Origin of the sequence: Phenylobacterium sp. (assembly GCF_035276905.1) — a bacterium.
Classification (GTDB): Bacteria; Pseudomonadota; Alphaproteobacteria; order Caulobacterales; family Caulobacteraceae; genus Phenylobacterium.
The window spans coordinates 1-22,833 of record NZ_DATELG010000069.1 but is presented as its reverse complement, the minus strand read 5'-3'; the positions used below and the strand labels follow the sequence as shown (position 1 = coordinate 22,833).

At 70.9% G+C, this 22,833-nt stretch carries 21 protein-coding genes; 9 read left to right on the top strand and 12 right to left on the bottom strand.

Annotated elements, in window-relative coordinates; all coding sequences use genetic code 11:
* Positions 1-1,063, bottom strand: a 1,063-nt coding sequence (locus VJS38_RS02795) for a tetratricopeptide repeat protein (protein WP_324086631.1), incomplete at its 3' end; no start/stop codon positions are given.
* A 46-nt stretch (positions 1,064-1,109) separates the two neighbouring features.
* On the bottom strand, positions 1,110-1,646 hold the full coding sequence (locus VJS38_RS02790; protein ID WP_324086630.1) for a hypothetical protein: 537 nt from the start codon (positions 1,644-1,646) through the stop codon (positions 1,110-1,112).
* A 159-nt stretch (positions 1,647-1,805) separates the two neighbouring features.
* Between VJS38_RS02790 and VJS38_RS02785 the strand changes: the two genes are divergently transcribed.
* The 5 genes from VJS38_RS02785 to VJS38_RS02765 all read left to right on the top strand — a co-directional run bounded on the left by VJS38_RS02785 (position 1,806) and on the right by VJS38_RS02765 (position 6,279).
* Positions 1,806-3,194 carry an FAD-binding oxidoreductase gene (locus tag VJS38_RS02785; RefSeq protein ID WP_324086629.1) on the top strand — a complete coding sequence of 463 codons (1,389 nt, stop codon included), beginning with the start codon at positions 1,806-1,808 and terminating at the stop codon, positions 3,192-3,194.
* Between the two features lie 24 nt (positions 3,195-3,218).
* The gene (locus VJS38_RS02780; protein WP_324086628.1) at positions 3,219-4,052 is read left to right on the top strand and encodes an FAS1-like dehydratase domain-containing protein; all 834 of its coding nucleotides are present in this window, start codon (positions 3,219-3,221) and stop codon (positions 4,050-4,052) included.
* A gap of 113 nt (positions 4,053-4,165) precedes the next feature.
* The gene (locus VJS38_RS02775; protein WP_324086627.1) at positions 4,166-4,783 is read left to right on the top strand and encodes a YceI family protein; all 618 of its coding nucleotides are present in this window, start codon (positions 4,166-4,168) and stop codon (positions 4,781-4,783) included.
* A gap of 130 nt (positions 4,784-4,913) precedes the next feature.
* Complete coding sequence (locus tag VJS38_RS02770) at positions 4,914-5,606, top strand: dienelactone hydrolase family protein (protein ID WP_324086626.1); 693 nt, start codon at positions 4,914-4,916, stop codon at positions 5,604-5,606.
* Entirely contained in the window at positions 5,578-6,279 is a 702-nt protein-coding gene (locus VJS38_RS02765; RefSeq protein ID WP_324086625.1) for a phosphoribosyltransferase, read from the top strand. Before VJS38_RS02770 ends, VJS38_RS02765 begins: the two co-directional genes overlap by 29 nt.
* 2 nt (positions 6,280-6,281) lie before the next feature.
* Here VJS38_RS02765 and VJS38_RS02760 read toward each other — a convergent pair whose 3' ends face one another.
* The 4 genes from VJS38_RS02760 to VJS38_RS02745 all read right to left on the bottom strand — a co-directional run bounded on the left by VJS38_RS02760 (position 6,282) and on the right by VJS38_RS02745 (position 11,181).
* Positions 6,282-7,724 (bottom strand): NAD-dependent succinate-semialdehyde dehydrogenase, encoded by a 1,443-nt coding sequence (locus VJS38_RS02760; RefSeq protein WP_324086624.1) that lies wholly within the window; start codon positions 7,722-7,724, stop codon positions 6,282-6,284.
* A 95-nt stretch (positions 7,725-7,819) separates the two neighbouring features.
* Positions 7,820-8,740: an acyl-CoA dehydrogenase family protein gene (locus VJS38_RS02755; protein ID WP_324086623.1), complete on the bottom strand. Its 921-nt coding sequence runs from the start codon at positions 8,738-8,740 to the stop codon at positions 7,820-7,822.
* Positions 8,737-9,900: an acyl-CoA dehydrogenase family protein gene (locus tag VJS38_RS02750; RefSeq protein WP_324086622.1), complete on the bottom strand. Its 1,164-nt coding sequence runs from the start codon at positions 9,898-9,900 to the stop codon at positions 8,737-8,739. The genes VJS38_RS02755 and VJS38_RS02750 overlap by 4 nt, the downstream gene beginning before the upstream one ends.
* A 39-nt stretch (positions 9,901-9,939) precedes the next feature.
* Positions 9,940-11,181 (bottom strand): CoA transferase, encoded by a 1,242-nt coding sequence (locus VJS38_RS02745; RefSeq protein ID WP_324086621.1) that lies wholly within the window; start codon positions 11,179-11,181, stop codon positions 9,940-9,942.
* A 255-nt stretch (positions 11,182-11,436) separates the two neighbouring features.
* Between VJS38_RS02745 and VJS38_RS02740 the strand changes: the two genes are divergently transcribed.
* A complete protein-coding gene (locus VJS38_RS02740) occupies positions 11,437-12,222 on the top strand; it encodes an SDR family oxidoreductase (RefSeq protein WP_324086620.1) in 786 nt (261 codons plus the stop codon).
* A 26-nt stretch (positions 12,223-12,248) separates the two neighbouring features.
* Positions 12,249-13,139 (top strand): CoA ester lyase, encoded by an 891-nt coding sequence (locus tag VJS38_RS02735; RefSeq protein WP_324086619.1) that lies wholly within the window; start codon positions 12,249-12,251, stop codon positions 13,137-13,139.
* Positions 13,140-13,211: 72 nt separating this feature from the next.
* On the opposite strand, the gene VJS38_RS02730 is transcribed toward VJS38_RS02735, so the two are convergent.
* From VJS38_RS02730 to VJS38_RS02720, 3 genes are read right to left on the bottom strand one after another with little or no spacing between them, the layout of a single operon-like run.
* Entirely contained in the window at positions 13,212-13,664 is a 453-nt protein-coding gene (locus VJS38_RS02730) for a MaoC family dehydratase (RefSeq protein ID WP_324086618.1), read from the bottom strand.
* Positions 13,664-15,535 carry an acetyl/propionyl/methylcrotonyl-CoA carboxylase subunit alpha gene (locus VJS38_RS02725; protein ID WP_324086617.1) on the bottom strand — a complete coding sequence of 624 codons (1,872 nt, stop codon included), beginning with the start codon at positions 15,533-15,535 and terminating at the stop codon, positions 13,664-13,666. Before VJS38_RS02725 ends, VJS38_RS02730 begins: the two co-directional genes overlap by 1 nt.
* Before the next feature lie 2 nt (positions 15,536-15,537).
* Positions 15,538-17,163 (bottom strand): carboxyl transferase domain-containing protein, encoded by a 1,626-nt coding sequence (locus VJS38_RS02720; RefSeq protein WP_324086616.1) that lies wholly within the window; start codon positions 17,161-17,163, stop codon positions 15,538-15,540.
* 155 nt (positions 17,164-17,318) lie between these two features.
* On the opposite strand from VJS38_RS02720, the gene VJS38_RS02715 reads away from it, so the two are divergent.
* On the top strand, positions 17,319-18,200 hold the full coding sequence (locus VJS38_RS02715; protein ID WP_324086615.1) for a LysR family transcriptional regulator: 882 nt from the start codon (positions 17,319-17,321) through the stop codon (positions 18,198-18,200).
* 63 nt (positions 18,201-18,263) lie between these two features.
* On the opposite strand, the gene VJS38_RS02710 is transcribed toward VJS38_RS02715, so the two are convergent.
* From VJS38_RS02710 to VJS38_RS02700, 3 genes are read right to left on the bottom strand one after another with little or no spacing between them, the layout of a single operon-like run.
* Positions 18,264-19,511, bottom strand: a complete 1,248-nt coding sequence (locus VJS38_RS02710) for a hypothetical protein (RefSeq protein WP_324086614.1) — start codon at positions 19,509-19,511, stop codon at positions 18,264-18,266.
* Complete coding sequence (locus tag VJS38_RS02705; RefSeq protein WP_324086613.1) at positions 19,487-20,929, bottom strand: pyridoxal phosphate-dependent decarboxylase family protein; 1,443 nt, start codon at positions 20,927-20,929, stop codon at positions 19,487-19,489. Before VJS38_RS02705 ends, VJS38_RS02710 begins: the two co-directional genes overlap by 25 nt.
* 5 nt (positions 20,930-20,934) lie before the next feature.
* Entirely contained in the window at positions 20,935-22,431 is a 1,497-nt protein-coding gene (locus tag VJS38_RS02700) for a hypothetical protein (protein ID WP_324086612.1), read from the bottom strand.
* A 196-nt stretch (positions 22,432-22,627) separates the two neighbouring features.
* Here VJS38_RS02700 and VJS38_RS02695 point away from each other — a divergent pair.
* The coding region (locus VJS38_RS02695; protein ID WP_324086611.1) for a hypothetical protein at positions 22,628-22,833 on the top strand (206 nt) is incomplete at its 3' end.

The window sequence follows — 22,833 nt, the reverse complement described above, 5'->3', positions numbered from 1 at the left end:
CAGGGTCATCGCCCAGCGCCTGGCGCGCGCGGGCGCGGTTCGCCAGCGCCAGGGCGTAGCCGGGCCGCAGCGCCAGCGCCTGGTCGAAGTCGGCCTTGGCGCCCGCGAGGTCCCCCAGGCTCAGGCGCGCATCGCCGCGATTGTTGTAGGCGGCCGGGTCGCGGTCGTTACGGGCGATGGCCTCGCCATAGGTCTGGACGGCGGCTTGATACTCGCCGTGCAGCGACTGCAGATAGGCCTTGTCGAACCAGGCCCGCGCATCGTTCGGCGCGGCCTGCCGGGCGGCTTCGCTGTCGGCCTCGGCGCGGGCGAGGTCGCCCTTTGAGGCCCGGACCGCCGCCCGGCCCAGCAAAGCCTCGGCGAAGTCCGGCCGCGCCTTGAGCGCCGCGTCGTAGTCGGCCAGCGCCTTGTCTCGCTCGCCGAGCCGGGCCGACAGCGCTGCACGGTGGGCGAGGGCTGGGGCGTAGCCGGGCTCCAGCGCCAGGGCCGCCGCGAAGTCGGCCCGCGCCCGCTCGACGTCGCCGAGGCGCTCGTAGGCGAGTCCCCGCTCGTCCAGCAGCCCTGGCGTGGGCGGCGCCAGGCCGACCGCGCGGTCGTAGTCGGCGAGCGCGCCCGCCGCATCGCCTCTGGCCGTGCGCGCCGCCGCGCGCCCCAGCCAGCCGTCGACGAAGGCGGGCTTCAGCTGGACCGCCTGATCGTAGCCCGCTTCGGCCGCGCCGTAGTCTGCTTTCGCGAAGGCGATCCCGGCGCGCCCTGCGTAGGCCTCGGCCAGCGCCGGGTCGTGGCGGATGGCGGCCTCGTAATCGGCGAGCGCCCGGTCGAGCGCGCCCCAGTCCTGGTAGCGGACGCCGCGGTTGAAGTAGGCGACCCCCAGGTAGCCGGCGTCCTCGCGAGTCGACTGGATGACCCCCGTGCAGCCGTCGATCTGGACGAGCGCGGTGGAGCCGTCGGCGCCCAGGCAGCTGTTCCAGTTCGCGCGCAGGGTCTGCGCGTGCGCCGCTCCGGCCATGGCCGAAAGAAGGGATGTCGAAAGAAGAGCTGCGGTCGTGATCTTCGGACGCACGCCGGACCTCCGGGCTGAAGGGCCTCCCGACAGAAGAATAACCGTCTCAGGGCTGAGTGGCGATGGGGACGTCCTCGGAAGTGAGCTTGGCGATTTTCAGCGCGCTGTCGAGGTCGCGCGGTCCGTCCTCGTGGTTGGTGGAGAACGCGAGTTGGGCAGGGACGGCGGTGGAGCCGGCGATGTTCCGAAAGCCCTCCTTGGGCGTGGCGTTGAAGGTGATGGCGTAGGTTTGGTCGGGCGCGGTCGTGCAGAGCAGCACGAAGGTCTTCTCGTCGTTCAGCAGCCTGGGCGTCTTCAGGCAGTTCGGCATCCGGCCGCCCGCCGCGGCGGTGAACGCGAACCCGCCGCCGTCCATCTTCTGGTCGAAGGTGATCCGCATCACCAGCGCGCCGGGGGCGATCTGCTCGCCCGCCGCCGGAAACGAGGAGACGATCTTCGGCGGGTCCGTCCGCGGGATCACGGTCAGGGGCGCCACGACGTTCGGCGGCGAGGCGGGCGCGCTGGCCGCAGCTCCGCCGCCGAGAAGAAGCGCGGCCCAGACAAGACTCCCTCCCGCCAGACGGCGGAGCGAATGGCGGCTCATCAAGGTCCCTCAAGCCGAGCACCGGACGGAAGCATAGCCGGCCTGCCGCCTGACGACGACATCCTTGTCGCGCTTGAGGCGCAGGCCGGACCAGGTCGATCTGGCCGGGCGCGCGCCGAGCGCGCATAACGATGAGCGGAGCGAATTGAAGGAGGCCCGATGGGCGATCCGAACCCTCTGCCGACGACGCTCGCCGCCGCGCTGCACGACCGGTTCGGCGCGCGGTTCAGCACCAACGCCCAGGTTCTGCTGCAGCATGGGCGGACGGAGTCGCACCACGCCGTGCGCCTGCCGGACGGGGTGGTGCTGGCGCACACCACGGAGGAGGTCCGCGCGGTTGTCCGCTTGTGCGCCGAGCACCGTGTCCCGATCGTCCCGTTCGGGGCCGGGACCTCGATGGAGGGCCACACCGTCCCCGTCCGCGGCGGGATCTCGCTCGACCTGTCGGAGATGAACCGCATCGTTGCGGTGAACGCCGACGACTTCGACTGCACCGTCGAGGCCGGGGTGCGCCGCCAGCAGCTCAACGACCACCTGCGCGATCAGGGGCTGTTCTTCCCGATCGATCCCGGCGCCGACGCCACCCTCGGCGGCATGGCCTCGACGCGGGCCTCGGGCACCAATGCGGTGCGCTACGGGACGATGAAGGACGCGGTCCTGTCGCTGCGCGTGGTGACGCCGGACGGACGGGTCATCCGCACCAGCCGCCGGGCGCGCAAGTCGGCCGCCGGCTACGACCTGACGCGGCTCTACGTAGGCGCGGAAGGCACGCTCGGCGTGATCACCGAGGTGACGCTCAGGCTGCACCCCATCCCCGAGACCGTCTCGGCGGCGGTCTGCGGGTTCGCCAGCCTCCACGGCGCGGTGAGCACCGTGGTCCAGACGCTGCAGTATGGCGTGCCGATCGCCCGGATCGAGTTGCTCGACGACGTGCAGATGATGGCCGTGAACCGCTGGTCGAAGCTCGACTATGCCGAAGTGACGACCCTGTTCTTCGAGTTCCACGGCAGCGAACGCTCGGTCCAGGAACAGGTCGAAACGGTGGCCGCGATCGCGGCGGAGAACGGCGGCGGCGAGTTCCGCTGGGCGAGCAGCCAGGAGGAGCGCTCGCGCCTGTGGAAGGCGCGGCACCAGGCCTATTACGCCGCGTTGGCCCTGCGGCCCGGCGCCGTGGGCTGGCCGACGGACGTCTGCGTGCCGATCAGCCGGCTCGCCGAATGTATCGAAGCCACCAAGGCCGACCTCGCCCGGGCCTCGATCCCGGCGCCGATCGTCGGCCACGTGGGCGACGGCAATTTCCATGTCGTCTTCATCCTCGATCCGGACCGGCCTGATGAGCGGGCCGAGGCCGAGCGGTTGAATGCGGCGCTGGTCGAGCGCGCGCTGTCCCTGGACGGCACCTGCACCGGCGAGCACGGGATCGGCCTCGGCAAGATCGACTGCCTCGAGCACGAACTCGACGAAGGCGCGCTCGACGTGATGCGCACCATCAAGCGCGCGCTGGACCCTCAGGGGATCATGAACCCTGGCAAGATCGTCCGGCTTTAGGGTTGCAACCGACAGGACAAGCCGATGAGCGAGGACTTTTCCGCCTGGGTGGGACGACGCGAGGAGTTCGTCGATGTCCTCGAGCCGGGGCGCACCAATGCGCTGCGCGTCGCGCTGGGCCAGGCCGAGCCGCTCGCGCTCGCCGACGACCTGCCGCTGCTGCACCACTGGCTTTACTTTTGGGACGTGAAGGCGCCGGAGCGCCTGGGCCCGGACGGCCACCCGGCGCGGGGCGGGTTCCTGCCGCCGACGCTGCTGCCCCGACGGATGTGGGCCGGCGGACGGCTGAAGTTCCTGCAGGCCCTGAAAGTCGGGGAGCAGGCGACCAAGACCTCCACCATCCTCAAAATCGAGGCCAAGAGCGGCAAGAGCGGGAAGCTCGTGTTCGTCACCGTCGAGCACCGCCTCGCCGGCGAGGCGGGCCTGGCGGTCGTCGAGGAGCATGACATCGTCTACCGCCAGGCCGCGGCGCCCGGCTCGATCAAGGGGCCGGCGGGCGAGGGGAGGGCGCCCTCCGCGCCCTGGCGGCGCGAGATCTTTCCCGACCCGGTGCTGCTGTTCCGCTATTCGGCCCTGACCATGAACGGCCACCGCATCCACTACGACCGGCCCTACGCCGTGGACGAGGAGGCCTATGCGGGCCTGGTGGTGCACGGGCCGCTGCAGGCCACCTTGCTGGTCGACATGGCCGCTCGGAACCTGAAGGCGCCGATCACCGGCTTCGATTTCCGGGCGATGTCGCCGGCCTTCGACGGGACCACGCTGCACGTCTGCGGCGAGCCGACTAAGGCGGGCGCCCGCGTCTGGACCGAGCAAGGCGGGACGACGAACATGGCCGCGACCGTCACCTGCGGGTGAGGCTGGTCTGCGGCAGGTCGGCGATCTCCCGCTGTTTTGGGCGCCGAAACCTGAACCGCAAGGCGCTTTCGGAGATCTCACTACACCTGCGGTCCACATCGACGGGAGCCAAGATGCGCAAGTTCCTCACCTCGCTCGCCGCTGTGACGGCCGTCGGTTCGATGGCGGCGGTCGCCCACGCCCAGAGTCCCGGCGTCGCCGATCCCGCCGCCGTCCAGGCCGGCGCCTATGCCGTCGAGCCGGACCACACCCAGGTGGGCTTCAGCGTGCTGCACCTGGGCTTCACCCGATATGACGGGGTTTTCTCCAAGGTTTCCGGCCAACTGACGCTCGATCCGAAGACGCTGGAGACCACGGCGCTCGACGTGACCGTCCCGGTGGACACGGTTCAGACCACCAGCGCCAAGCTCGACGGCGAGCTGAAGGGCGACCAATGGCTGAACGCCGGAAAGTTCCCGACCATGCGCTTCCGCTCCACCAAGATCACCCGCACCGGCCCGAATACGGCGACGGTCGCCGGCGACCTGACGCTGCACGGCGTCACCCGGCCGGTGGTGCTGAAGGCGAAGTTCGTCGGCGCCGGGGTCAATCCGCTCGACCGGAGCTATACGGCAGGCTTCTTCGTCACCGGCGTCATCAAGCGCAGCGACTTCGGGGTGACGGCCTATGTCCCGATGGTCAGCGACGAGGTCGGGCTCACCATCAACGCCGCCTTCCACAAGGCCCGCTGATCGCGTGCGCCAGCGCTGAAACCCGGTCGGTCGACGCCGGTTGAGACATTCGACGCCGAGGCCGGTCGGGCGGAGGCGGGCCCGACATTCCTTGCTCGCCGCCGGCCTGATCCTGACGCGGAGGATGACCATGGCTCTCGATCCAAGCGCCAAGGCGAGGGAGGTGCGGATCGATCCGCCCGGCCTGTTCGCCTACCTCGGGACGCCGCCCGGTGCGAAAGGCGTCGTGCTCTTCGCCCACGGCAGCGGCAGCGGCCGGAGCAGCCCGCGCAACAACTTCGTCGCCGAACACCTTCGGCGGGCAGGGATCGCCACCCTGCTGCTGGATCTGCTTACGCCGGCGGAGGAGGCAGATCGGCGCAACGTCTTCGACATCGGGCTTCTGGCCGCCCGCCTCGAGGCGGCGACGGCGTGGATCGAGCAGCGCCGCGACACGCAAGGGCTGCCGATCGGCTACTTCGGCGCCAGCACCGGCGCGGGCGCGGCCCTTCTCGCCGCCGCGGGACGAGCCGACATCGCCGCCGTCGTGTCCCGCGGCGGACGGCCCGATCTCGCAGGCGACGCCCTGGCGCATGTCCGGGCCCCGACGCTCTTGATCGTGGGCGGCCTCGACACGCCGGTGATCGAGCTGAACCGCCAGGCTCTGGCCAAGCTCAGGTCGGACTCGGACCTGGTGATCGTCGCGGGCGCCGGCCACCTTTTCGAGGAGCCTGGCACGCTGGAAGAGGTGATCCGGCATGCGCGCAACTGGTTCCTGGCGCACTTCACCGGAGCCGCTCAACGGGAGGCGCGGGATGAGCGTCCGTCAACGCATCTTCGCTGACCGCCACGACGCCGGCAGGCAGCTGGCGGCCGCCCTTCGCACCCACGCCGACCAGTATCCGGTGGTCCTCGCGCTGCCGCGGGGCGGGGTCCCGGTCGCCTACGAGGTCGCGATGGAGCTGCTCGCTCCCCTCGACCTGTTGTTCGTACGCAAGATCGGCGCACCCGGACATCCCGAGCTGGGTATCGGGGCGGTTGTCGACGGAGCATCTCCCCAGGTTGTCATGAACCCGGAAGTCGCCTTTCTCGAACCGTCGGCCGCCTACATCGCCGAGCAGGTCCGCCAGGAGCTGCTGGAGATCGAGCGCCGCCGCGCAGCCTATCTGCACGGCCGCCAGCCGATCGACGTGCACGACCGCACCGTGATCGCGGTCGACGACGGCGTGGCCACCGGCGGGACGCTGCGCGCCGCGTTGCAGGGGCTGCAGAAGGCCGAGGTCGGCCGGCTGATTGTGGGCTTGCCGGTCGGGCCGCCCGACGTGGTCATCAGCCTCGCCGAGCAAGCCGACGAGATGGTCTGCCTCTATACCCCCGAGCCCTTCCATGCGGTCGGGCTCTGGTACCGCGACTTCCGTCAGACGACCGACGAGGAGGTGGTCGAGCTGCTCGAGCGCGCCGACCGCCGGCGGGAATCCCCTGCCATTCGGCGTCCGTCGGCGAACTTGCCGCCCTAGGCTCAGAGGCCCATGCAGAGGTACTTGAGCTCCATGTAGTCATCGAGGCCGTGTCGCGAGCCTTCGCGGCCCAGGCCCGACTGCTTGACGCCGCCGAACGGGGCGACCTCGGTGGAGATCAGGCCGGTGTTGATGCCGACCATGCCGGCCTCCAGGGCCTCCGCCACGCGCCAGACGCGCGAGAGGTCGCGGGCGTAGAAGTAGCTGGCCAGGCCGAACGCGCTGTCGTTCGCCTGCCGCACCGCGTCGGCTTCGTCGGCAAAGCGGATCACGCCGGCCAGCGGGCCGAAGGTCTCCTCGCGGGCGATCTTCATCTCCGCGGTGACGCCGGAGATGACGGTCGGCTGGAAGTAGCTGCCGCCCAGGTTGCTGCGCTCGCCGCCGATCAGCACCTTGGCGCCGTGGGCGACGGCGTCCTGAAGGTGCTCCTCGACCTTTTCCACCGCCTTCTTGTCGATCAGCGGGCCGACGTCGGTCCCGGCCTCCAGGCCATAGCCGACCTTCAGCTTGGCGACGCGGGCGGTGAGCTTTGCGACGAACTCGTCGTAGACGCTGTCCTGGACGTAGAAGCGGTTGGTGCAGACGCAGGTCTGGCCGTTGTTGCGGAACTTGGAGATCATCGCGCCTTCGACCGCCGCGTCCACGTCGGCGTCGTCGAACACCAGGAACGGGGCGTTGCCGCCCAACTCCAGCGAGAGCTTCTTGATGGTGGCGGCGCTGTCGCGCATCAGCTCAGCGCCGATCTCGGTCGAGCCGGTGAAGCTGATCTTCTGCACCACCGGGTTGCGGGTCATCTCGCCCGCGATCGCGCCGGCGCTGCCGGTCACCACGCTGAAGACGCCCGCCGGCACGCCGGCCTCTTCCGCCAGCGCCGCCAGGGCCAGGGCCGAGAACGGCGTGACCGAGGCCGGCTTCAGCACCACGGTGCAGCCGGCCGCCAGCGCGGGGCCGACCTTCCGCGTGATCATCGCCGAGGGGAAGTTCCAGGGCGTGATGGCGGCGACCACCCCGATCGGCTGCTTCAGGACGACGATGCGCTTGTCGGCGGCGTGGCTGGGGATGACCTCGCCGTAGGCGCGCCGGCCCTCTTCGGCGAACCACTCGATGAAGGCCGCGGCGTAGGCGATCTCGCCCTTGGCCTCGGCCAGCGGCTTGCCCTGCTCGCGGGTCATGATCTCGGCGAGCGCGTCCTGGTTCGCCATCATCAGGTCGAAGAGCTTGCGCAGGATCTTGGCCCGCGCCCCGGCGGTCAGCGCCCGCCAGGCCGGAAGCGCGGCCTCGGCCGCCGCGATCGCCCGGGCGGTCTCCGCCGCCCCCATCTTCGGCACGGTCCCGATCGTCTCGCCCGTGCCCGGATTGGTCACGGCGATGGTCGCGCCGTCGTCCGCACCGCACCAGCGCCCGTCGACGTAGGCGGCTTCTCGCAGCAGGGTGCGGTCGGTCATGGGGACGGCCTCCTCAAGTCTCGGTTGGGGCGAACGCCAGAAGCGGCGCAGATCGCTGCTTATGTAGTGACGATGCGCGCCTCGATCGAGGGCCGTCAGGCGGCCGCCCCCCAGGTCGCGAGCGCCGCGGCGCGAGCCTGCCGGCTCCCCCCGCCGAGCTCGCCGGCCAGCGCACGCAGGCGGTAGGTCCAAAGGTGCAGCGGGAACTCCAGCGTCAGGGACATGGCGCCGGCGAACTGGTGCAGGTCGTAGGCCAGCTGGGCGGTGCGGGTCTGGGCGAAGCCGGCGGCGATCGCCGCGTCGCTCTCCAGGTCCGACCAGGCGGCGCGGAAGGCGAGGTATTTGGTCGCCTCCGCCGTCTCCGCCGCCATCGCCAGCCGATGCTGAATGGCCTGGAAGGCGCCCAGCGGCTGGCCGAAGGCCTGGCGGGTCTTCACGTGCTCGAGGATGGCGTCGATGGCCGAGGCCATGCAGCCGGCGGCCTCGGCGGCCAGCGCGATGCGCCAGCGGCGGCGCAGCGCCGCCACGTCCTCGATGCGGGTCTGTTCGAGACCGTCGAGCGACTTCAGCTTGCCGTAGGGATAGGCGAACAGGGTCTCGACCGTCTCGACGTTGTCCGGCTCGACCTTGATCATCAGGGCGTGGTCGCCGCGATCGGCGAGCAGCACCCGGGCCATCGGCAGGTAGCGCGCGGCCCGGGTCAGCGGACCCGACAGCAGCGCCACCGGTCGGGTTCCGGCGGGGACGCCTACGGCGGGGGCGACGATCGAGGAAGCGGCCGCCTCGACCACCTGCGGCAGGCGCGCCAGCCGCTCGACGATCAGCGCAGCGTCCAGCGGGCTGAAGCCGTCCTCGCGGGCGATGTCGAGGAAGCCGGACTCCGCCAGGGTCTGGTCCAGCGCGGCCGCGTACTCGAACAGCACAGGCTCGGTCGGCGGAGCCGAATCGAAGCCGCCCAGCAGCTGGTCGAGACCGGCGAGGACGCTGGCCTGGTCGTCGGTCAGCGCGTATTTCATCGTCTCTTCTCCCCCGGCAGCTGCAGCCAGCGGCGGGCGGTCAGGTTGAGCTGGATCTCGGCCGCGCCCGAGGCGATGCCGGCGGAGATGGCGCGCTGGTGGTGGGCCTGCTGGACCGGGTCCTCGCCGAGGAGCCCCTCGGGCAGGAACTCGGTCATGAACTCGTTGACGCCGTTGTCGGCGACCACCACCGACCAGCGGGCGAGGCTGCCGAAGGCGTCCGGCGGCAGGTCGCGCGCCTTGCCGTCGACGATCCGGTAGACCAGCATCCGCGCCGCCTCGCAGAGCATCAGCGCGCGGCCGGCCTTCTCCTGCACGATCGGGTCGTCCCAGCGGCCCTCGGCCTTCAGCTTCGCCACGGCGCGGTCGAGGATGCGGCGCGAGAACTCGTAGCGGGCGATGCCGACGCGCTCGTGCTGCAGGACGTAGTTGATGATCTCCCAGGCCTGCCCCTCGGCGCCCAGCCGGTCGCTCGCCGGCACGAACACGTCGTCGAAGAACAGCTCGTGGATGTCGCCCTCGCCGATCAGGGCGGGGATCTGCTTCACCTGGACGCCCGGCGACTTCATGTCGGTCAGCAGGATGACGATGCCTGCCTTCCCCTCTGGGCCGCCTGCGGCGGCCGGGACACGCGCCAGCAGGAAGCAGGTGTCGGCCAGGCCCGCGTAGGAGGTCCAGACCTTGGCTCCGGAGACCTTGTAACCGCCCTCGACCGGGGTGGCGGTGGTGCGCAGCGCCGCCAGGTCAGAGCCCGCGCCCGGCTCGGAGAAGCCCTGGCACCACAGCGACCGGCCGGCGCGGATCGGCGGCAGGTGCTTCTCCAGCTGGGCGGGCGTGCCGTAGCGCATCAGCACCGGCCCCACCCAGTTGATGTTCATGTACTGGCCGCCGCGCGGCTCGCCCGCGGCCCACATCTCCTCGCCGAGGATGAACTGCAGCCAGACCGGCGCGTCCTCGCCGCCGTGCGCTTTCGGCCAGTTCGGCGTCAGCAGGCCGTGCTCGGCCAGGATCGCGCAGAACTCGCGCGCATAGGCTGTCTGGGCGGCGCTGCCGGGGCCGTGCAGGGAAATCTGCTCCCAGTCCGCGGGCAGGGTCCGCGCCAGGAGGTCGCGGATGCGCGCGCGGTGCGCGTCTTCTTCGGCCGACCAACCGAATTCCATGCGTTCAGACCTTCTCGTGACAGAGCACAGGCGCCTGGCTCAAATGACCTCAAGCTCCTCGAACTGCGCCATGCGCGCCTCGTCGTAGCCGAGCTCCACCAGGATCTCGCGCGTGTGCTCGCCCAGCATCGGCGGCGGCCGGCGGATGGCGGCCGGGCTCGCCGACATCTGCGCCAGCGGGCTGGCGATCAGGTCGACCGAGCCGGTCTCGGCAAAAGGGTGCGGCGTGGTCGTACGCAGCTTGCGGTGCCTGACCTGCGGTTCCTCCCAGACGTCGGGCAGCTCGTTGTAGCGCGCCGCCGGGATCCCGACCTCGTCCAGCGCGGCCATGATCTCCGCCACCGTGCGCTGGCCGGCCCAGTGGTTGATGATGCCCATCAGTTCGGCGCGATTGGCCTTGCCGCGCTTGAGATTCGAGTCGAAGCGCGGGTCGGTGAACAACTCGGGCTGTTCCATCAGCACGGTCAGGCGCCGCCAGTGCTCGTCGGTGCCGGCGGTGAGATAGACGATGCCGTCGCGGCACTGCATGAGGTCGGCCGGACCGCCGCCGTTCCCACCATTGCCGAGCCGCGGCGGGGCCGCGCCGCTGATCAGGTAATCCTGCATGATGTGGCTGACCATCGCCACGGAGCTGTCGAGCAGGGCGATGTCGATGTACTGGCCCTGGCCGGTCCGGTTCCGGTGCATCAGCGCGCCAAGGATCGCCAGGGCGGTATTGTGGCCGGTGACGAAGTCGACCAGGCTCGGTCCGGTCTTGAGCGGCCCGGCGCCGGGCTGGCCTTCGGGAATCCCGGTCACCGCCATCATTCCGCCGGTCGCCTGGAAAAGGCCGTCATAGCCGGGACGGGCGGCCATCGGTCCCGTCTGGCCGAAGCCGGTCACCGAGCAATAGATCAGCCGCGGATTGATCGCCTTGAGGCTTTCGTAGTCGAGCCCGAAGCGCTTGAGGTCCCCGACCTTATAGTTCTCGATCAGCACGTCGGCCGTCTCGGCCAGCCTGCGGATGATCTCCTGCCCCTCGGGCTTGGAATGGTTGAGCGTGATCGAGCGCTTGTTGCGGTTCGAGACGGTGAAGAAGCTCGAGTGGCGGGTCTCGATCCCGTCCTTGCCCTTGATCCACGAGAAGCCATAGCCGCGGCCGTCGTCGCCCACGCCGGGACGTTCGATCTTGATCACGTCGGCGCCGAGATCACCGAGGATCTGGGCGCCCATGGGCGCTGCGAACACCCGGCTCATGTCGATCACGCGGATGCCTTCGAGGGCGCTGGGTGTCGTCGTCACGGGCTGCCTCCAGGTCTCCGCCGATCCGGAATTGTCTGGTCCGTACTGGCGCCGAGGCCTGGACCCCGCAGGGCTCGCTCGGTACGGAGACGCGACGCATCTTGGTTCGGGAGGCGAATGTCGGTCGCGGGATCCTATCATTTCAACCCAGGCGCAGCTGGGGATCGCCGGGGCGATCAGATCGTGTTCACCGGCGACGGCGAATGGTCTAGGCCAGTGACTGCGGGCGACGACGCCAATCGCGGGACGGACAGAATGACGATGCAGGTTGCGATCATCACCGGCGCCAGCAGCGGGATCGGCTGGGGCACGGCCGTCAAGTTCCACGAGATGGGCATGGCGGTGGTCGGCGTCGGCCGCGACGGCGAGAAGCTGGCGCGGCTGGAGGCCGAGATCAACGATCCGGCGCGGCTGGCGACCCTGGCCATCGACATCACCGCCGACGAGGCGCCGAGGAAGATCGTCGACCTGACGCTGACGAAGTTCGGCCGCATCGATTTCCTGATCAACAACGCCGGCGCCGGCAGCCCCAAGCCGCTGCACGAGACCGACGACGAAATGCTCGACTACTTCCTCGGGCTGATGCTGCGCGCGCCGTTCCGCCTGGCGCGGGAGGCGATCGTGCACATGAAGCCGGGCTCGGCGATCATCAACGTCAGCTCGACCTTCGCGGTGATCGGCGGCCGTCGGGGCGGCGCCTATTCGGCGGCCAAGGGCGGGCTGACCGCGCTCACCACCCACATCGCCACCCAGTACGGACCCGAAGGCGTCCGCTGCAACGCCGTGGCCCCGGGCGTGACCGTCACGCCGATGGTCGAGCACCGCCTGGAAGACGAGACGTTCAAGCGGATCAACGTCGAAATGACGCCCTATCCCCGGCTCGGCACCGTCGAGGACGTCGCCTCGACCATCGCCTTCCTCTGCTCGCCGGGCGCCGAATTCATCAACGGCCAGACCATCGTCGTCGACGGCGGCTGGAGCTCGACCAAGTACATCTCCGATCGCGCGCTCACCACCGACTGGGTTCCGCGCAAGGCCTGAGACCTCAAGACAAGGAAGACGATTAGATGGCGAGCCAAGGTGAGGTCTTCAGCGCGCGGTCGTGGCTGTTCGCGCCCGGCGACAGCGACAAGAAGATGGAGAAGGCCGCCGCCGGCCCGGCCGACATCGTCATCTTCGACCTCGAGGACGCGGTCGCGCCCAGCGAGAAGCCCAAGGCCCGCGCCATGGTGCGCGAGTTCCTGCAGAGCCAGGCGGGCTGCCACGAGCGGCTGTGGGTGCGGATCAATCCGCTCGACGGCCCCTATGCGGTGGACGACCTGACGGCGATCATGCCGGGCCGTCCGGGCGGCGTCATGCTGCCCAAGGCCTATGGCCGCCAGGACGTCGAGCGCTTGGACAACTACCTGACCGCGCTGGAGGCGGCGTTCGGGGCCGAGCAGGGCTCGACCAAGGTTATCGCCCTGGTCACCGAGACCGCCGAGGCGATGTTCACGACCGGCGACTACAAGGGCGCGCCCCGGCTGGTGGCGATGACCTGGGGCGCGGAGGACCTCGCCGACGCGCTGGGGGCCAGCGAGAACCGCGGTCCGGACGGCGGCTACGGCTTCACCTACGAGCTGGCGCGCAGCCTCTGCCTGATCGGGGCGGCGAGCGCGGGCGTGGCGCCGATCGAGACCATCCAGGGCGACTTCCGCGACCTCGAAGGCCTGCGCAAGCGCGCCGAGAAGGTCCGCCGCGACGGCTATCGCGGCATGCTGGCGATCCATCCGGCCCAGGTCGACGTGATCAACGCCGCCTTCACGCCGAGCGAGGAGGAGGTCGCCGCCGCCCAGGAGATCGTCGACCTTTTCGCCGCCAACCCCGGCGCCGGCACGATCGGCCTCAAGGGCGCCATGGTCGACCGCCCGCACCTGGCGCGGGCGCAGGCGCTGCTGAAACTGGCGGGGCGGGGTTGAACGTCTCTCGCCAAATCCCGATCGCTGCCGGACTAGCTGCCTCTCCCCGCCTCGCGGGAAGAGGGAATTGATTTACCCCTCCGCCCGCTTCAGCAGCGCCGTCCGCTTGCAGCGGCAGACCAGCTCGTCCTTCTGGTTGTAGGTGCGGTGCTCGAAGACCACCAGGCCCTGGTTGGGGCGTGACTTGCTGGGCCGCTTCTCCAGCACGGTGGTTTCGACGCGCAGGGTGTCGCCGACGAACACCGGCTTGGGCATCACCACCTCGTCGTAGCCGAGGTTGGCGACCAGGGTGCCCAGCGTCGTGTCGCCGACCGAGACGCCGATCATCAGGGCGAAGGTGAAGGTGCCGTTGACGACGATCCGGCCGAACTCGGTCCCGGCGGCGTATTCGGCGTCCAGGTGCAGCGGCTGCGGATTGTGGGTCAGGGCCGAGATCATCAGGTTGTCGGTCTCGGTCACGGTCCGGCGCAGGTCGTGCTGCAGGACCTCGCCGATCTCGAACGCCTCGTAGAGCCGACCGGCCATCACTTCACCTCGCTGGCTTCGAGCTTCACCAGGGCGACGTGCTCGGCCACCCGGTCGCCCTTTTTCACCGAGAGCGACGCGACCTTGCCGTCGAACGGCGCGGTCAGCGTGTGCTCCATCTTCATCGCCTCGAGCACGACCAGGGCCTGGCCCTTCTTCACGACCTCGCCGGCGGCCACCATGACGTCGATGATCAGGCCGGGCATCGAGGATTCGACCACCCCGTCGCCGCCTTCGCCTTCGGGACCGGCCTCGGCCCGGGGCAGGGTGAGCGCATAGGGCTCGCCGTCCTCGAAGACCACGAAGTCGCGGCCGCAGACGAAGACCGACAGCCCCGGCGGCCCCGCCTCGGGCGTGAACTGGACGGTATGGCGGCTCCCCTCGTGGTCGAGCTGGACGCGGAACGACGGATCGGCGTTCAGCCTAAAGCCGGTCAGCGCCGGCTGGATGCCCGCGCGCTTGACCATCTCGCCCACCGCCGCCTGCAGCACCGTGTCGGAGGGCTCGGCCGGCGGGACGAGGCTTGCGATGCGCTCGCCGATGAAGCCGGTGTCGACGGCGCCGGCCAGGAAGTCCGGATCGCCGAGGCAGCGGGCCAGGAAGCCGGCATTGGTCTTCACCGGCCAGACTTCCACGGCCCGGCAGGCGGCGGCGAGCCTGGCGGCGGCTGCCTGCCGGGTCGGGCCGTAGGCGATCAGCTTGGCGATCATCGGATCGTAGAAGGGGGTGACGACGCCGCCTTCTTCGACGGCGCTGTCGACGCGGATGTCGCTCGGCGTGCGGAAGTGCTCCAGCCGGCCGATCGAGGGCAGGAAGCCGGTGTGCGGGTTCTCGGCGTAGAGCCGGGCCTCGATGGCATGCCCCCGGCGAGGAATCTCGGCCTGGGCCAAGGGCAGGGGCTCGCCCGAGGCGACGCGCAGCTGCCACTCGACGAGGTCCTGGCCGGTGATCGCCTCGGTCACCGGATGTTCGACCTGCAGCCGGGTGTTCATCTCCATGAACCAGATGCGGTCGGCCTGCAGGCCCTGGCTGGTGTCGGCGATGAATTCGATCGTGCCGGCGCCGACGTACCCCACCGACTTGGCGGCCAGCACGGCGGCCTGGCAGACCGCCTCGCGCACCGCGTCGGACATGCCGGGCGCCGGGGCCTCCTCGACGACCTTCTGGTGGCGGCGCTGCAGCGAGCAGTCGCGCTCGAAAAGGTGCACCACATTGCCGTGGGCGTCGGCGAACACCTGCACCTCGATGTGTCGCGGCCGGGTGGCGTAGGTCTCGAGCAGCACCCGGTCGTCGCCGAACGAGGCCTTGGCCTCGCGCCGGCACGAGACCAGCGCCGCCTCGAAGTCCGCGCCGGCGTCCACCCGGCGCATGCCCTTGCCGCCGCCGCCGGCGACCGCCTTGATCAGCAGCGGAAAGCCGATCTTCGCCGCTTCGGCCGCCAGCCGCGCGTCGGACTGGTCTTCGCCCAGGTAGCCCGGCGTCACCGGCACCCCGGCCTTGGCCATCAGCGCCTTGGCGGCGTCCTTCAGGCCCATGGCGCGGATCGCCGAGGGCGGCGGCCCGACCCAGATCAGGCCCGCGGCGGTCACGGCCTCGGCGAACTCGGCGTTCTCGGAGAGGAAGCCGTAGCCCGGGTGGATGGCCTGGGCGCCGGTCCGGCGCGCGGCGTCCAGGATCTTGGCCCCGACGAGATAGCTCTCGGCCGCGGGCGCGGGCCCGATGGCCACCGCCTCGTCGGCTTCGCGTACGAAGGGCGCGCTTGCGTCGGCCTCGGAATAGACCGCGACGGTGCGGATCCCGAGCCGGCGGCAGGTGCGGATGATGCGGCGGGCGATCTCGCCGCGGTTGGCGATCAGCAGCGATTCCAGCATGGTCACATCCGGAAGAGGCCGAAGCGCGGAGCCTCGGCGACGGGGGCGTTGAGGGAGGCCGAGATGGCGAGGCCCAGCACGTCGCGGGTCTGGGCCGGGTCGATGATCCCGTCGTCCCACAGCCTGGCGGTCGCGAAGTAAGGATTGCCCTCTTCCTCGTAGCGCTCGCGGATCGGCGTCTTGAAGGCGGCTTCCTCCTCGGCGCTCCAGCTCCCGCCCTTGGCCTCGACGCCGTCGCGGCGGATGGTGGCCAGGACGCTGGCGGCCTGTTCGCCGCCCATCACCGAGATGCGGCTGTTCGGCCACGTGAACAGGAACCGCGCGCCGTAGGCGCGGCCGCACATGCCGTAGTTGCCGGCCCCGAAGCTGCCGCCGATCAGGACGGTGAACTTGGGCACGCTGGCGGTGGCGACCGCGGTCACCATCTTCGCCCCGTGCTTGGCGATGCCGCCGGCCTCGTAGCGCCCGCCGACCATGAAGCCGGAGACGTTCTGCAGGAACACCAGCGGGATGCGCCGCTGGCAGGCGAGCTCGATGAAGTGGGCGGCCTTCTCCGCGCTCTCGGAGAAGATCACCCCGTTGTTGGCGAGGATCGCGACCGGATAGCCCCAGATGCGGGCGAAGCCGGTGACCAGGGTCGTGCCGTAGAGCGGCTTGAACTCCTGGAACTCCGAGCCGTCGACGATGCGGGCGATGACCTCGCGCACGTCATAGGGCTCGCGCACGTCGGTCGGCACGATGCCGTAGAGCTCGCGCGGGTCGTAGCGCGGCGGCCGCGGCTCGGCGATGTCGAGGTCGGGCTTCTTGACCGTGTTGAGGTGGCCGACGATCTCGCGGACGATCGCCAGCGCCTGCTCGTCATTGGCCGCCACGTGGTCGACCACGCCGGACTTGCGGCCGTGGACGTCGGCGCCGCCGAGGTCGGTGGCGCTGATCACCTCACCGGTGGCGGCCTTCACCAGCGGCGGGCCGGCCAGGAAGATCGCGCCCTGGCTCTCTTCGCCCGCGCCGCGGACGATCACCGCCTCGTCGCTCATCGCCGGAACATAGGCGCCGCCGGCGGTCGACAGGCCCATGACGCAGGCGATCTGCGCGATGCCCAGGGCGCTCATGTTGGCCTGGTTGTAGAAGATGCGGCCGAAGTGGTCGCGGTCGGGGAACACCTCGGCCTGGTGCGGCAGGTTCGCCCCGCCCGAGTCGACGAGGTAGATGCAGGGAAGGCGGTTCTCCTGGGCGATCTCCTGGGCGCGCAAATGCTTCTTAACCGTCATCGGGAAGTAGGCGCCGCCCTTCACCGTCGCGTCGTTGGCGATGATCATCACCTCGCGGCCCATCACCCGGCCGATGCCGGCCACGACGCCGGCGCCGGGCGCCTCGCCGTCATAGAGGCCGAAGGCCGCCAGCTGGCCGATCTCCAGGAAGGGCGAGCCCGGATCCAGGACATATTCGATGCGGTCGCGGGCGAGGAGCTTGCCGCGCTTCTGGTGGCGGGCGCGGTGTTCCTCGGGACCGCCGCGCGCGGCGGTTGCGGCGCGCTCGCGCAGCTCGGCGACGAGCTGCAGGTTGTGCGCCTGGTTGCGCTTGAAGGCCTCGCTGGCGGGGTCGATGGCGCTGGGAAGAACGGTCACGGAAGCTCCCCGATCAGGTCGCGGCGGCCCGGCCGCGGGCGTCGCTGCGCAGGCGTCGCACGGCTGCGGCGCCGATTTCAATCTTCGAAGCTTCTAACGGTCTGGTTTAACTGACGGAAATTGAAAGATTGCCGGGCTGGTGATAGATGCCGTCTATGACCGATCGCTATATGCTGCGATATTTCCTGGCCGTCGCCGAGACCGGCAACTTCAGCCGCGCGGCCAAGCGCGTCGGCGTCACCCAGCCCACGCTGTCGGCCGGCGTCGCCAAGCTGGAGAGCCAGCTCGGCGCGCGGCTGTTCGACCGTGACAAGCATAGCGTCGCCCTGACTCCCGCCGGCAGCCGGTTCCTGGTGCGCGCCCGGCGGATCGCTGCGGAGTACGACGCCGCCATCCAGGACGTGCAGCAGGCGCCCGAGCCGCGTACCTTGCGGGTGGGCGTCCTCGCCACCATCCCGACGAGTCTTCTGGAAACCATCGTCGTCCGCCACCGGGGGAACAGCGCCCACGAGGTGCTGGAGATCGTCGAGGGTTCGGAGCGGGACCTCACCGAGCGTCTGGACCGCGGCCGCCTCGATATCGCGCTGACGGCGGTTCGGCCGCACCACGCGCGCTTCCATCCCGAGCTCTTGCGGGGCGAGCGGTACCTGATGGTGCTGCCGCGCGACCATCGCCTGGCGGAGGCCGAGTTCGTCCAGGCCGAGCAGCTGGCCGGGGACCGGATGGTGGTGCGCCGCCACTGCGAAGCCCTGCCGCAGATCAGCCGCTTCTTCACCGACCGCGGCGTGCGGCCGCGCTTCGTGCTGAAGACCACCAGCGACCAGCGGATGCTGGCGGTGGTCCGCGCGGGCCTCGGCATCGGCATGATGCCGGAGAGCTTCGACGATCCGCTGGTCCGCTTCGTCCGCGTCGTCGACTTCGACCTGCAGCGGGAAGTCGGCCTGCTCTACGCGCCGGAAAGGGAGGGCCTGCGCTACGAGGCGAGCCCGTTCATCTCCCTCGTGCGGGAGCAGTACGGCCGCGCCCGGCCCACCTGACCTCATCGGCATGCCGCGCGCTGAGGGCGACGGCGCGTCCATGGGGGTCCTGCGGGGGGCCGCTCAGGCCGTCGGAACCCCGCCGGCCTGGTGCAGGCAATCCACGAAGGCCTCGAACAGGCGGCGCATGGCGGGCTTCTTGTAGGGATAGACGTCCGCCGGATCCATGGCGTGGACGATCATGGCGACATCGGCCTCGAACACCACGAGCCGGCCGTCCGCGGTCTCCGCGCAGTCGATCCCGAAGTAGTCGAGCGGATAGGTCTCGCAGAGCGCCTTGAAAGCCTCGGCGTGGCGGGCCGCGAAGCCATCGTCGAAGCTCGCCATCATGGCCGCTTCCTCGGCGCGCTTGGCCTCGCTCTCGTCCATGCGGGCGTTGAGGTAGTGGACCATCCAGTTCTCCGAGACCGCCATGTGGGCGAGGAACGGCCGTCCCTGGATGAAGACCACCCGCAACTTGCGGAAAAGGCCGTCGGCGCCGCTGTAGTCGTGGAAGGCGGTGACGTAGTACTCCGCCGCCATGTGCTCGGCGAGATAGGCGCCGATCTCGGCCGGCGACGACAACTTGGCCATGCCGTGGCCGGCGTGAGTGCCGACCGGGCGCAGGATGACCGGAAAATTGAGGCCCTGGGCGACGTCGGCGAGGGGGCGTGTCCCGTGCGCCAACGCCTGGACCGTCTCGCGCCCGACGCGGCGCACGGTGGGGCAGAAGACGGCGGGATGGCCCACGAACCGATCGGCCACGCCGTCGCGCGTCATGCCGGCGATCAGGCCGGGCCGGGCGTTGAGCACCGGCCGCGGCCATGCCGCCAACGCGCCTTCGAGCCGCTGGAGCAGCGGCTCGGCCTCGGCGGATTCGCCGATCGCCAGGAAGGCCACGTCGTGCTCCGGAGCGGCGCCCGGCGAGGGCGGCCCGTCCACGTACCAGTTGATCAGCTCGACGCCGGAGTCCTCCAGCAAAAAGTCGAGCGGCGCGTTGGCGGTGAAGTCGCCCAGGGTCGTGAAGGCCAGGAGCCGCAGCGTCGGCGTCCTGGCGGCGGCGCGCCGGTAGAGCTGGTGGTCGGCGACGGCGGCGGCCTGGACTTCAAGCCCTTTCTCGCGGTCGCCGGTGGCGATCAGCAGGGTCGCAAGATCCAGGAAGGCGGCGGAGTCGCCCGGGTTGGCGGTGGCCCGCGCGACCAGGCCTTCCCAGATCGCCTGCGCGCGCGGCGGGTCGCCGACCGCGCGCGCCAGATGGGCGAGCCCCAGGCTCTCGGCGACCAGGACGTGGGTATCTTCCGCCGTCGCTAGGCGGCGCGTCGATGTTGACATTGGCGTCCGGTCTCCAGGGTGGCTTCGACCAGCGCGGCGATATCGCGCGCCTCGGTGCGGTGGTTGACGATGGCGGCGCGGATCGCGACCTGGCCGTCGATCCGGGTGAGCGAGGGGGCGACGCGGCCGGCTTCGTGCAGGCGCATGACGATCTCGGCGTTGAGCGCGTCGGGCTCTGGGGCGCGGAAGCGGAAGCAGACGATGTTCAGGCCGACCGGCGCCAGCAGCTCCAGCTCCGGTTCCGCCTGGATCCGCACGGCGAGGTCCTGGGCCAGGGCGCAGGTTCCCTCGATCGCTGCGCCCAGGGCCGCGGCGCCGTAGGTCTTGAGGGTGAACCAGGTCTTCAGCGCCCTGAAGCCGCGCGACAGGTCCGGGCCGTAGTCGCAGGGCCACCAGTCGCCGCCGGCCAGGCCGCGCTCGGCCCGGCGCAGATAGTGGGCGTCGGCGGCGAACGTCGCGCGGTGCAACTCGGGATCGCGCACCAGCAGGAAGCCGGCGTCGTAGGGCGTCTGACCCCATTTGTGCCAGTCGAAGGCGATGGAGTCCGCCCGCTCGAGCCCCGTCAGGCGCGGCGCGATCGACGGCGCCAGCACCCCCAGCGCCCCGAAGGCGCCGTCGACGTGGAAGTGCAGGCCCTCCGCCTGGGCGAGGTCGGCCAGGGCCGCCAGGTCGTCGATGGCGCCGACATCCACGGTTCCCGCCGTGCCGATCAGCAGGAAGGGCGAGCGCCCGGCCGCACGGTCGGCGGCGATGGCGTCTCGCAGGGCGGACAGATCGATCCGCTGGGCCGCATCGACCGCGACCCGCCGCAGGGCGTCGGCGCCGAGCCCCGCCATGTCCATCGCCCGGCCGACGCAACCGTGCACCGCCGCCGAGGCGTAGGCGGCGAGTTGCGCCCCCGCCGGGCCCAGGCCTTGGCTGCGCACCTCAGGCCCCAGGGCCCGCCGCCGCGCGATCAGGATGGCGAGGAAGTTGGCCTGCGAGGCGCCGGTGAGGAAGAGGCCGCTGGCCTCCTTCGGGAAGGCGAACATCTCCCGCGTCCAGGCCAGCACCTGCTGCTCGACCTCCAGGGGCATGTGGTCGCGCCCGCCGAGGTTGGAGTTCATGCCCGCGGCCAGCATCTCGGCCAGCATGCCGACCGCCGTGCCTCCGCCCTGGACCCAGCCCATGAAGCCCGGATGGGCGTTGCCGCTGGAGTAGGGCAGGATGCTCTCGCGAAACTGCCGGTGGACCGCCGCCAGGTCGGCGGGCCCTTCCGGGAACTCGGCGCGGAAGGCTTCGCGCAGCGCCTGCGGCGGCTCGCGCCACAGGGGCTGGGCGCGCAGGCCTGCGAGATGGTCGAAGACGTCGTCGAGCATCCGGTGGCCCTGGGCGCGGAGCGCGGACCAGTCGTCGGGATCGAGCGTGCGGCCGGCCATGCGCTTCAGCCCAGGGCGGCGGCGCGGGCCGCGACGAAGTCGAAGGTCTCCTCGATCCGGGCGACGAGGGCCTGGGCCGCGTCCGGTCCGTGCGTCGCCTCGACCAACTGGCGCGCGCTGATCGCCAGCCGCAGGGCGCTGGCCGGCTGGCCGCCGCGCCGGCCGACCGGGACCGGCTGGCCCAGCAGGACGCGCTCGTCGGACAGCGCCTGGTAGAGCGCCTGGGTCCGGGCGGCGGGCAGCAGGCCCTGCGCGCCGTGGACGAGGAACGGGAACAGGGTCGGCGTCGCGTCCCAGCCGGCGCGCCCGGAGCGGTCGATCCGCGGAACGGGAAGGGCCTCGAACGCGCGCGTCGCCAGGCGCGCCTCCACGACCGCGGCGACCTGTTCCAGGGCGGCGTGCAGCCTCTCGGACGGGATCCGCCGGAACGCCTCCAGCTCGTGCAGCGCCGCCTCCCAACGCAGCAGCAGGCCGAAGCTCTGCACGTCGGGCAGCACCGAGCGCGCGATGAATCCGGCCGGCCAGTCGGCGCGGGCGCAGTAATCGCCGAGCGCCGGCGAGATTGGAGCGCGGTGCAGGTGGGCCGCCTCGGACGGCGGCAGCAGCAGCGCGCCGGAGAAGGGCGGGCCGCCGACAAACTTCGAGCCGGTGACCGCGACCAGGAAGCCGGCCGCGAGATAGTCGCCGAGGCTCTCGGCGCTGAGCCGGAACTGGCAGGCGTCGACCATCACGGTCAGCGCCGCGCCGTGGCGCGCCTTCAGCCGGACCGCGCATTGCGCCGAAGGCGCGGCGAGGCCGGTCTTGGAGACGTCGACCATGATCAGCAGCACGGCGCCGCGCGTCGCCACCGCCTTGCCCACCGCCGCTTCGAAGTCGGCGTCGACAGTTGCGGCGTCGCGCGGAGCGCCGCAGGCCTCGCGCAGCGGGACGGCGAGGAGGCCCGCGGCGGGGGCCTCGGACAAGGGGGCGTCGACGCTCGCCGCCGGGCCGTAGGGCGAGGCTGTGGCGTAGCGCCGGCTGCGCAGGGCGTTGGCCACGCCGCGGCCGGTCTCGCCGGGCTCGGCCATGACGCTCACCAGCTGGCGCGAGCCGTCGCCGCGCGCGAGGTCCGCGGCGATCAGGTGCAGGTCGGTGCCAGAGGCGGCGAGGATGATGTCGTCCGCCGCGGACGGCGCCAGGGCGCAGAGCCCGGCCAGGCGCGCGCGGATCTCCGCAGCCCCCGCGTGATAGGCGGCGCGCGGCGAGGCGCAGCCCCGGATCGCCTCCAGGCGCGCGCGGGCGGCCTCGAAGGCGCCCGCCGAGATCGTCGAGGCGGTCGACGAGCCGAAGCTGAGACCGCCCGTCTCAGGCATGGGGCCGACGCCGTAGCGATTGCGGCCCAGGGCGTCCAGGCGCAGACGCTCATCGCCGCCGTCGACGAGCCAGCGCGCGACGTCGGCGTCCGCCGTCAGGGTGCGGAGAGGGGGCCCGTTCGCGCTCGACTGGTGCCTCGACTGGTACAATGCACATGCCACGGCGCGCCTTGCGCCGGTCCCGAACGACTTGGGTCGAGGCGAGGTTGATCCGATTCGCCGCCCGGAGCCGAACGGCGGTCGTGTCTTCTGGGCATTATCCCGAACGCAAGGCCGTGGATTACCCGGATCGGCATAGCTGGACCCCGGCGCTACGGTCGCCTGGCGTGTCAGTGAGGATCGACAGATGATTCTCCACCTCCGGCCGACGCATCTGATCCCCCTCGCAGGCTCTGCCTGGGTCCTGTCGGCGACGCTTGCGCAGGCGGGGCCCGCGGCCGGCCGCGCCGATGCGCAGGTCCCGGCCGTTTCGCCGGCCGATCCCGGCAAGTGGAGCTTTTCGATCTCCCCCTACCTGTGGATGGCGTCGGTGAAGACCTCCGGCTCCTTCAC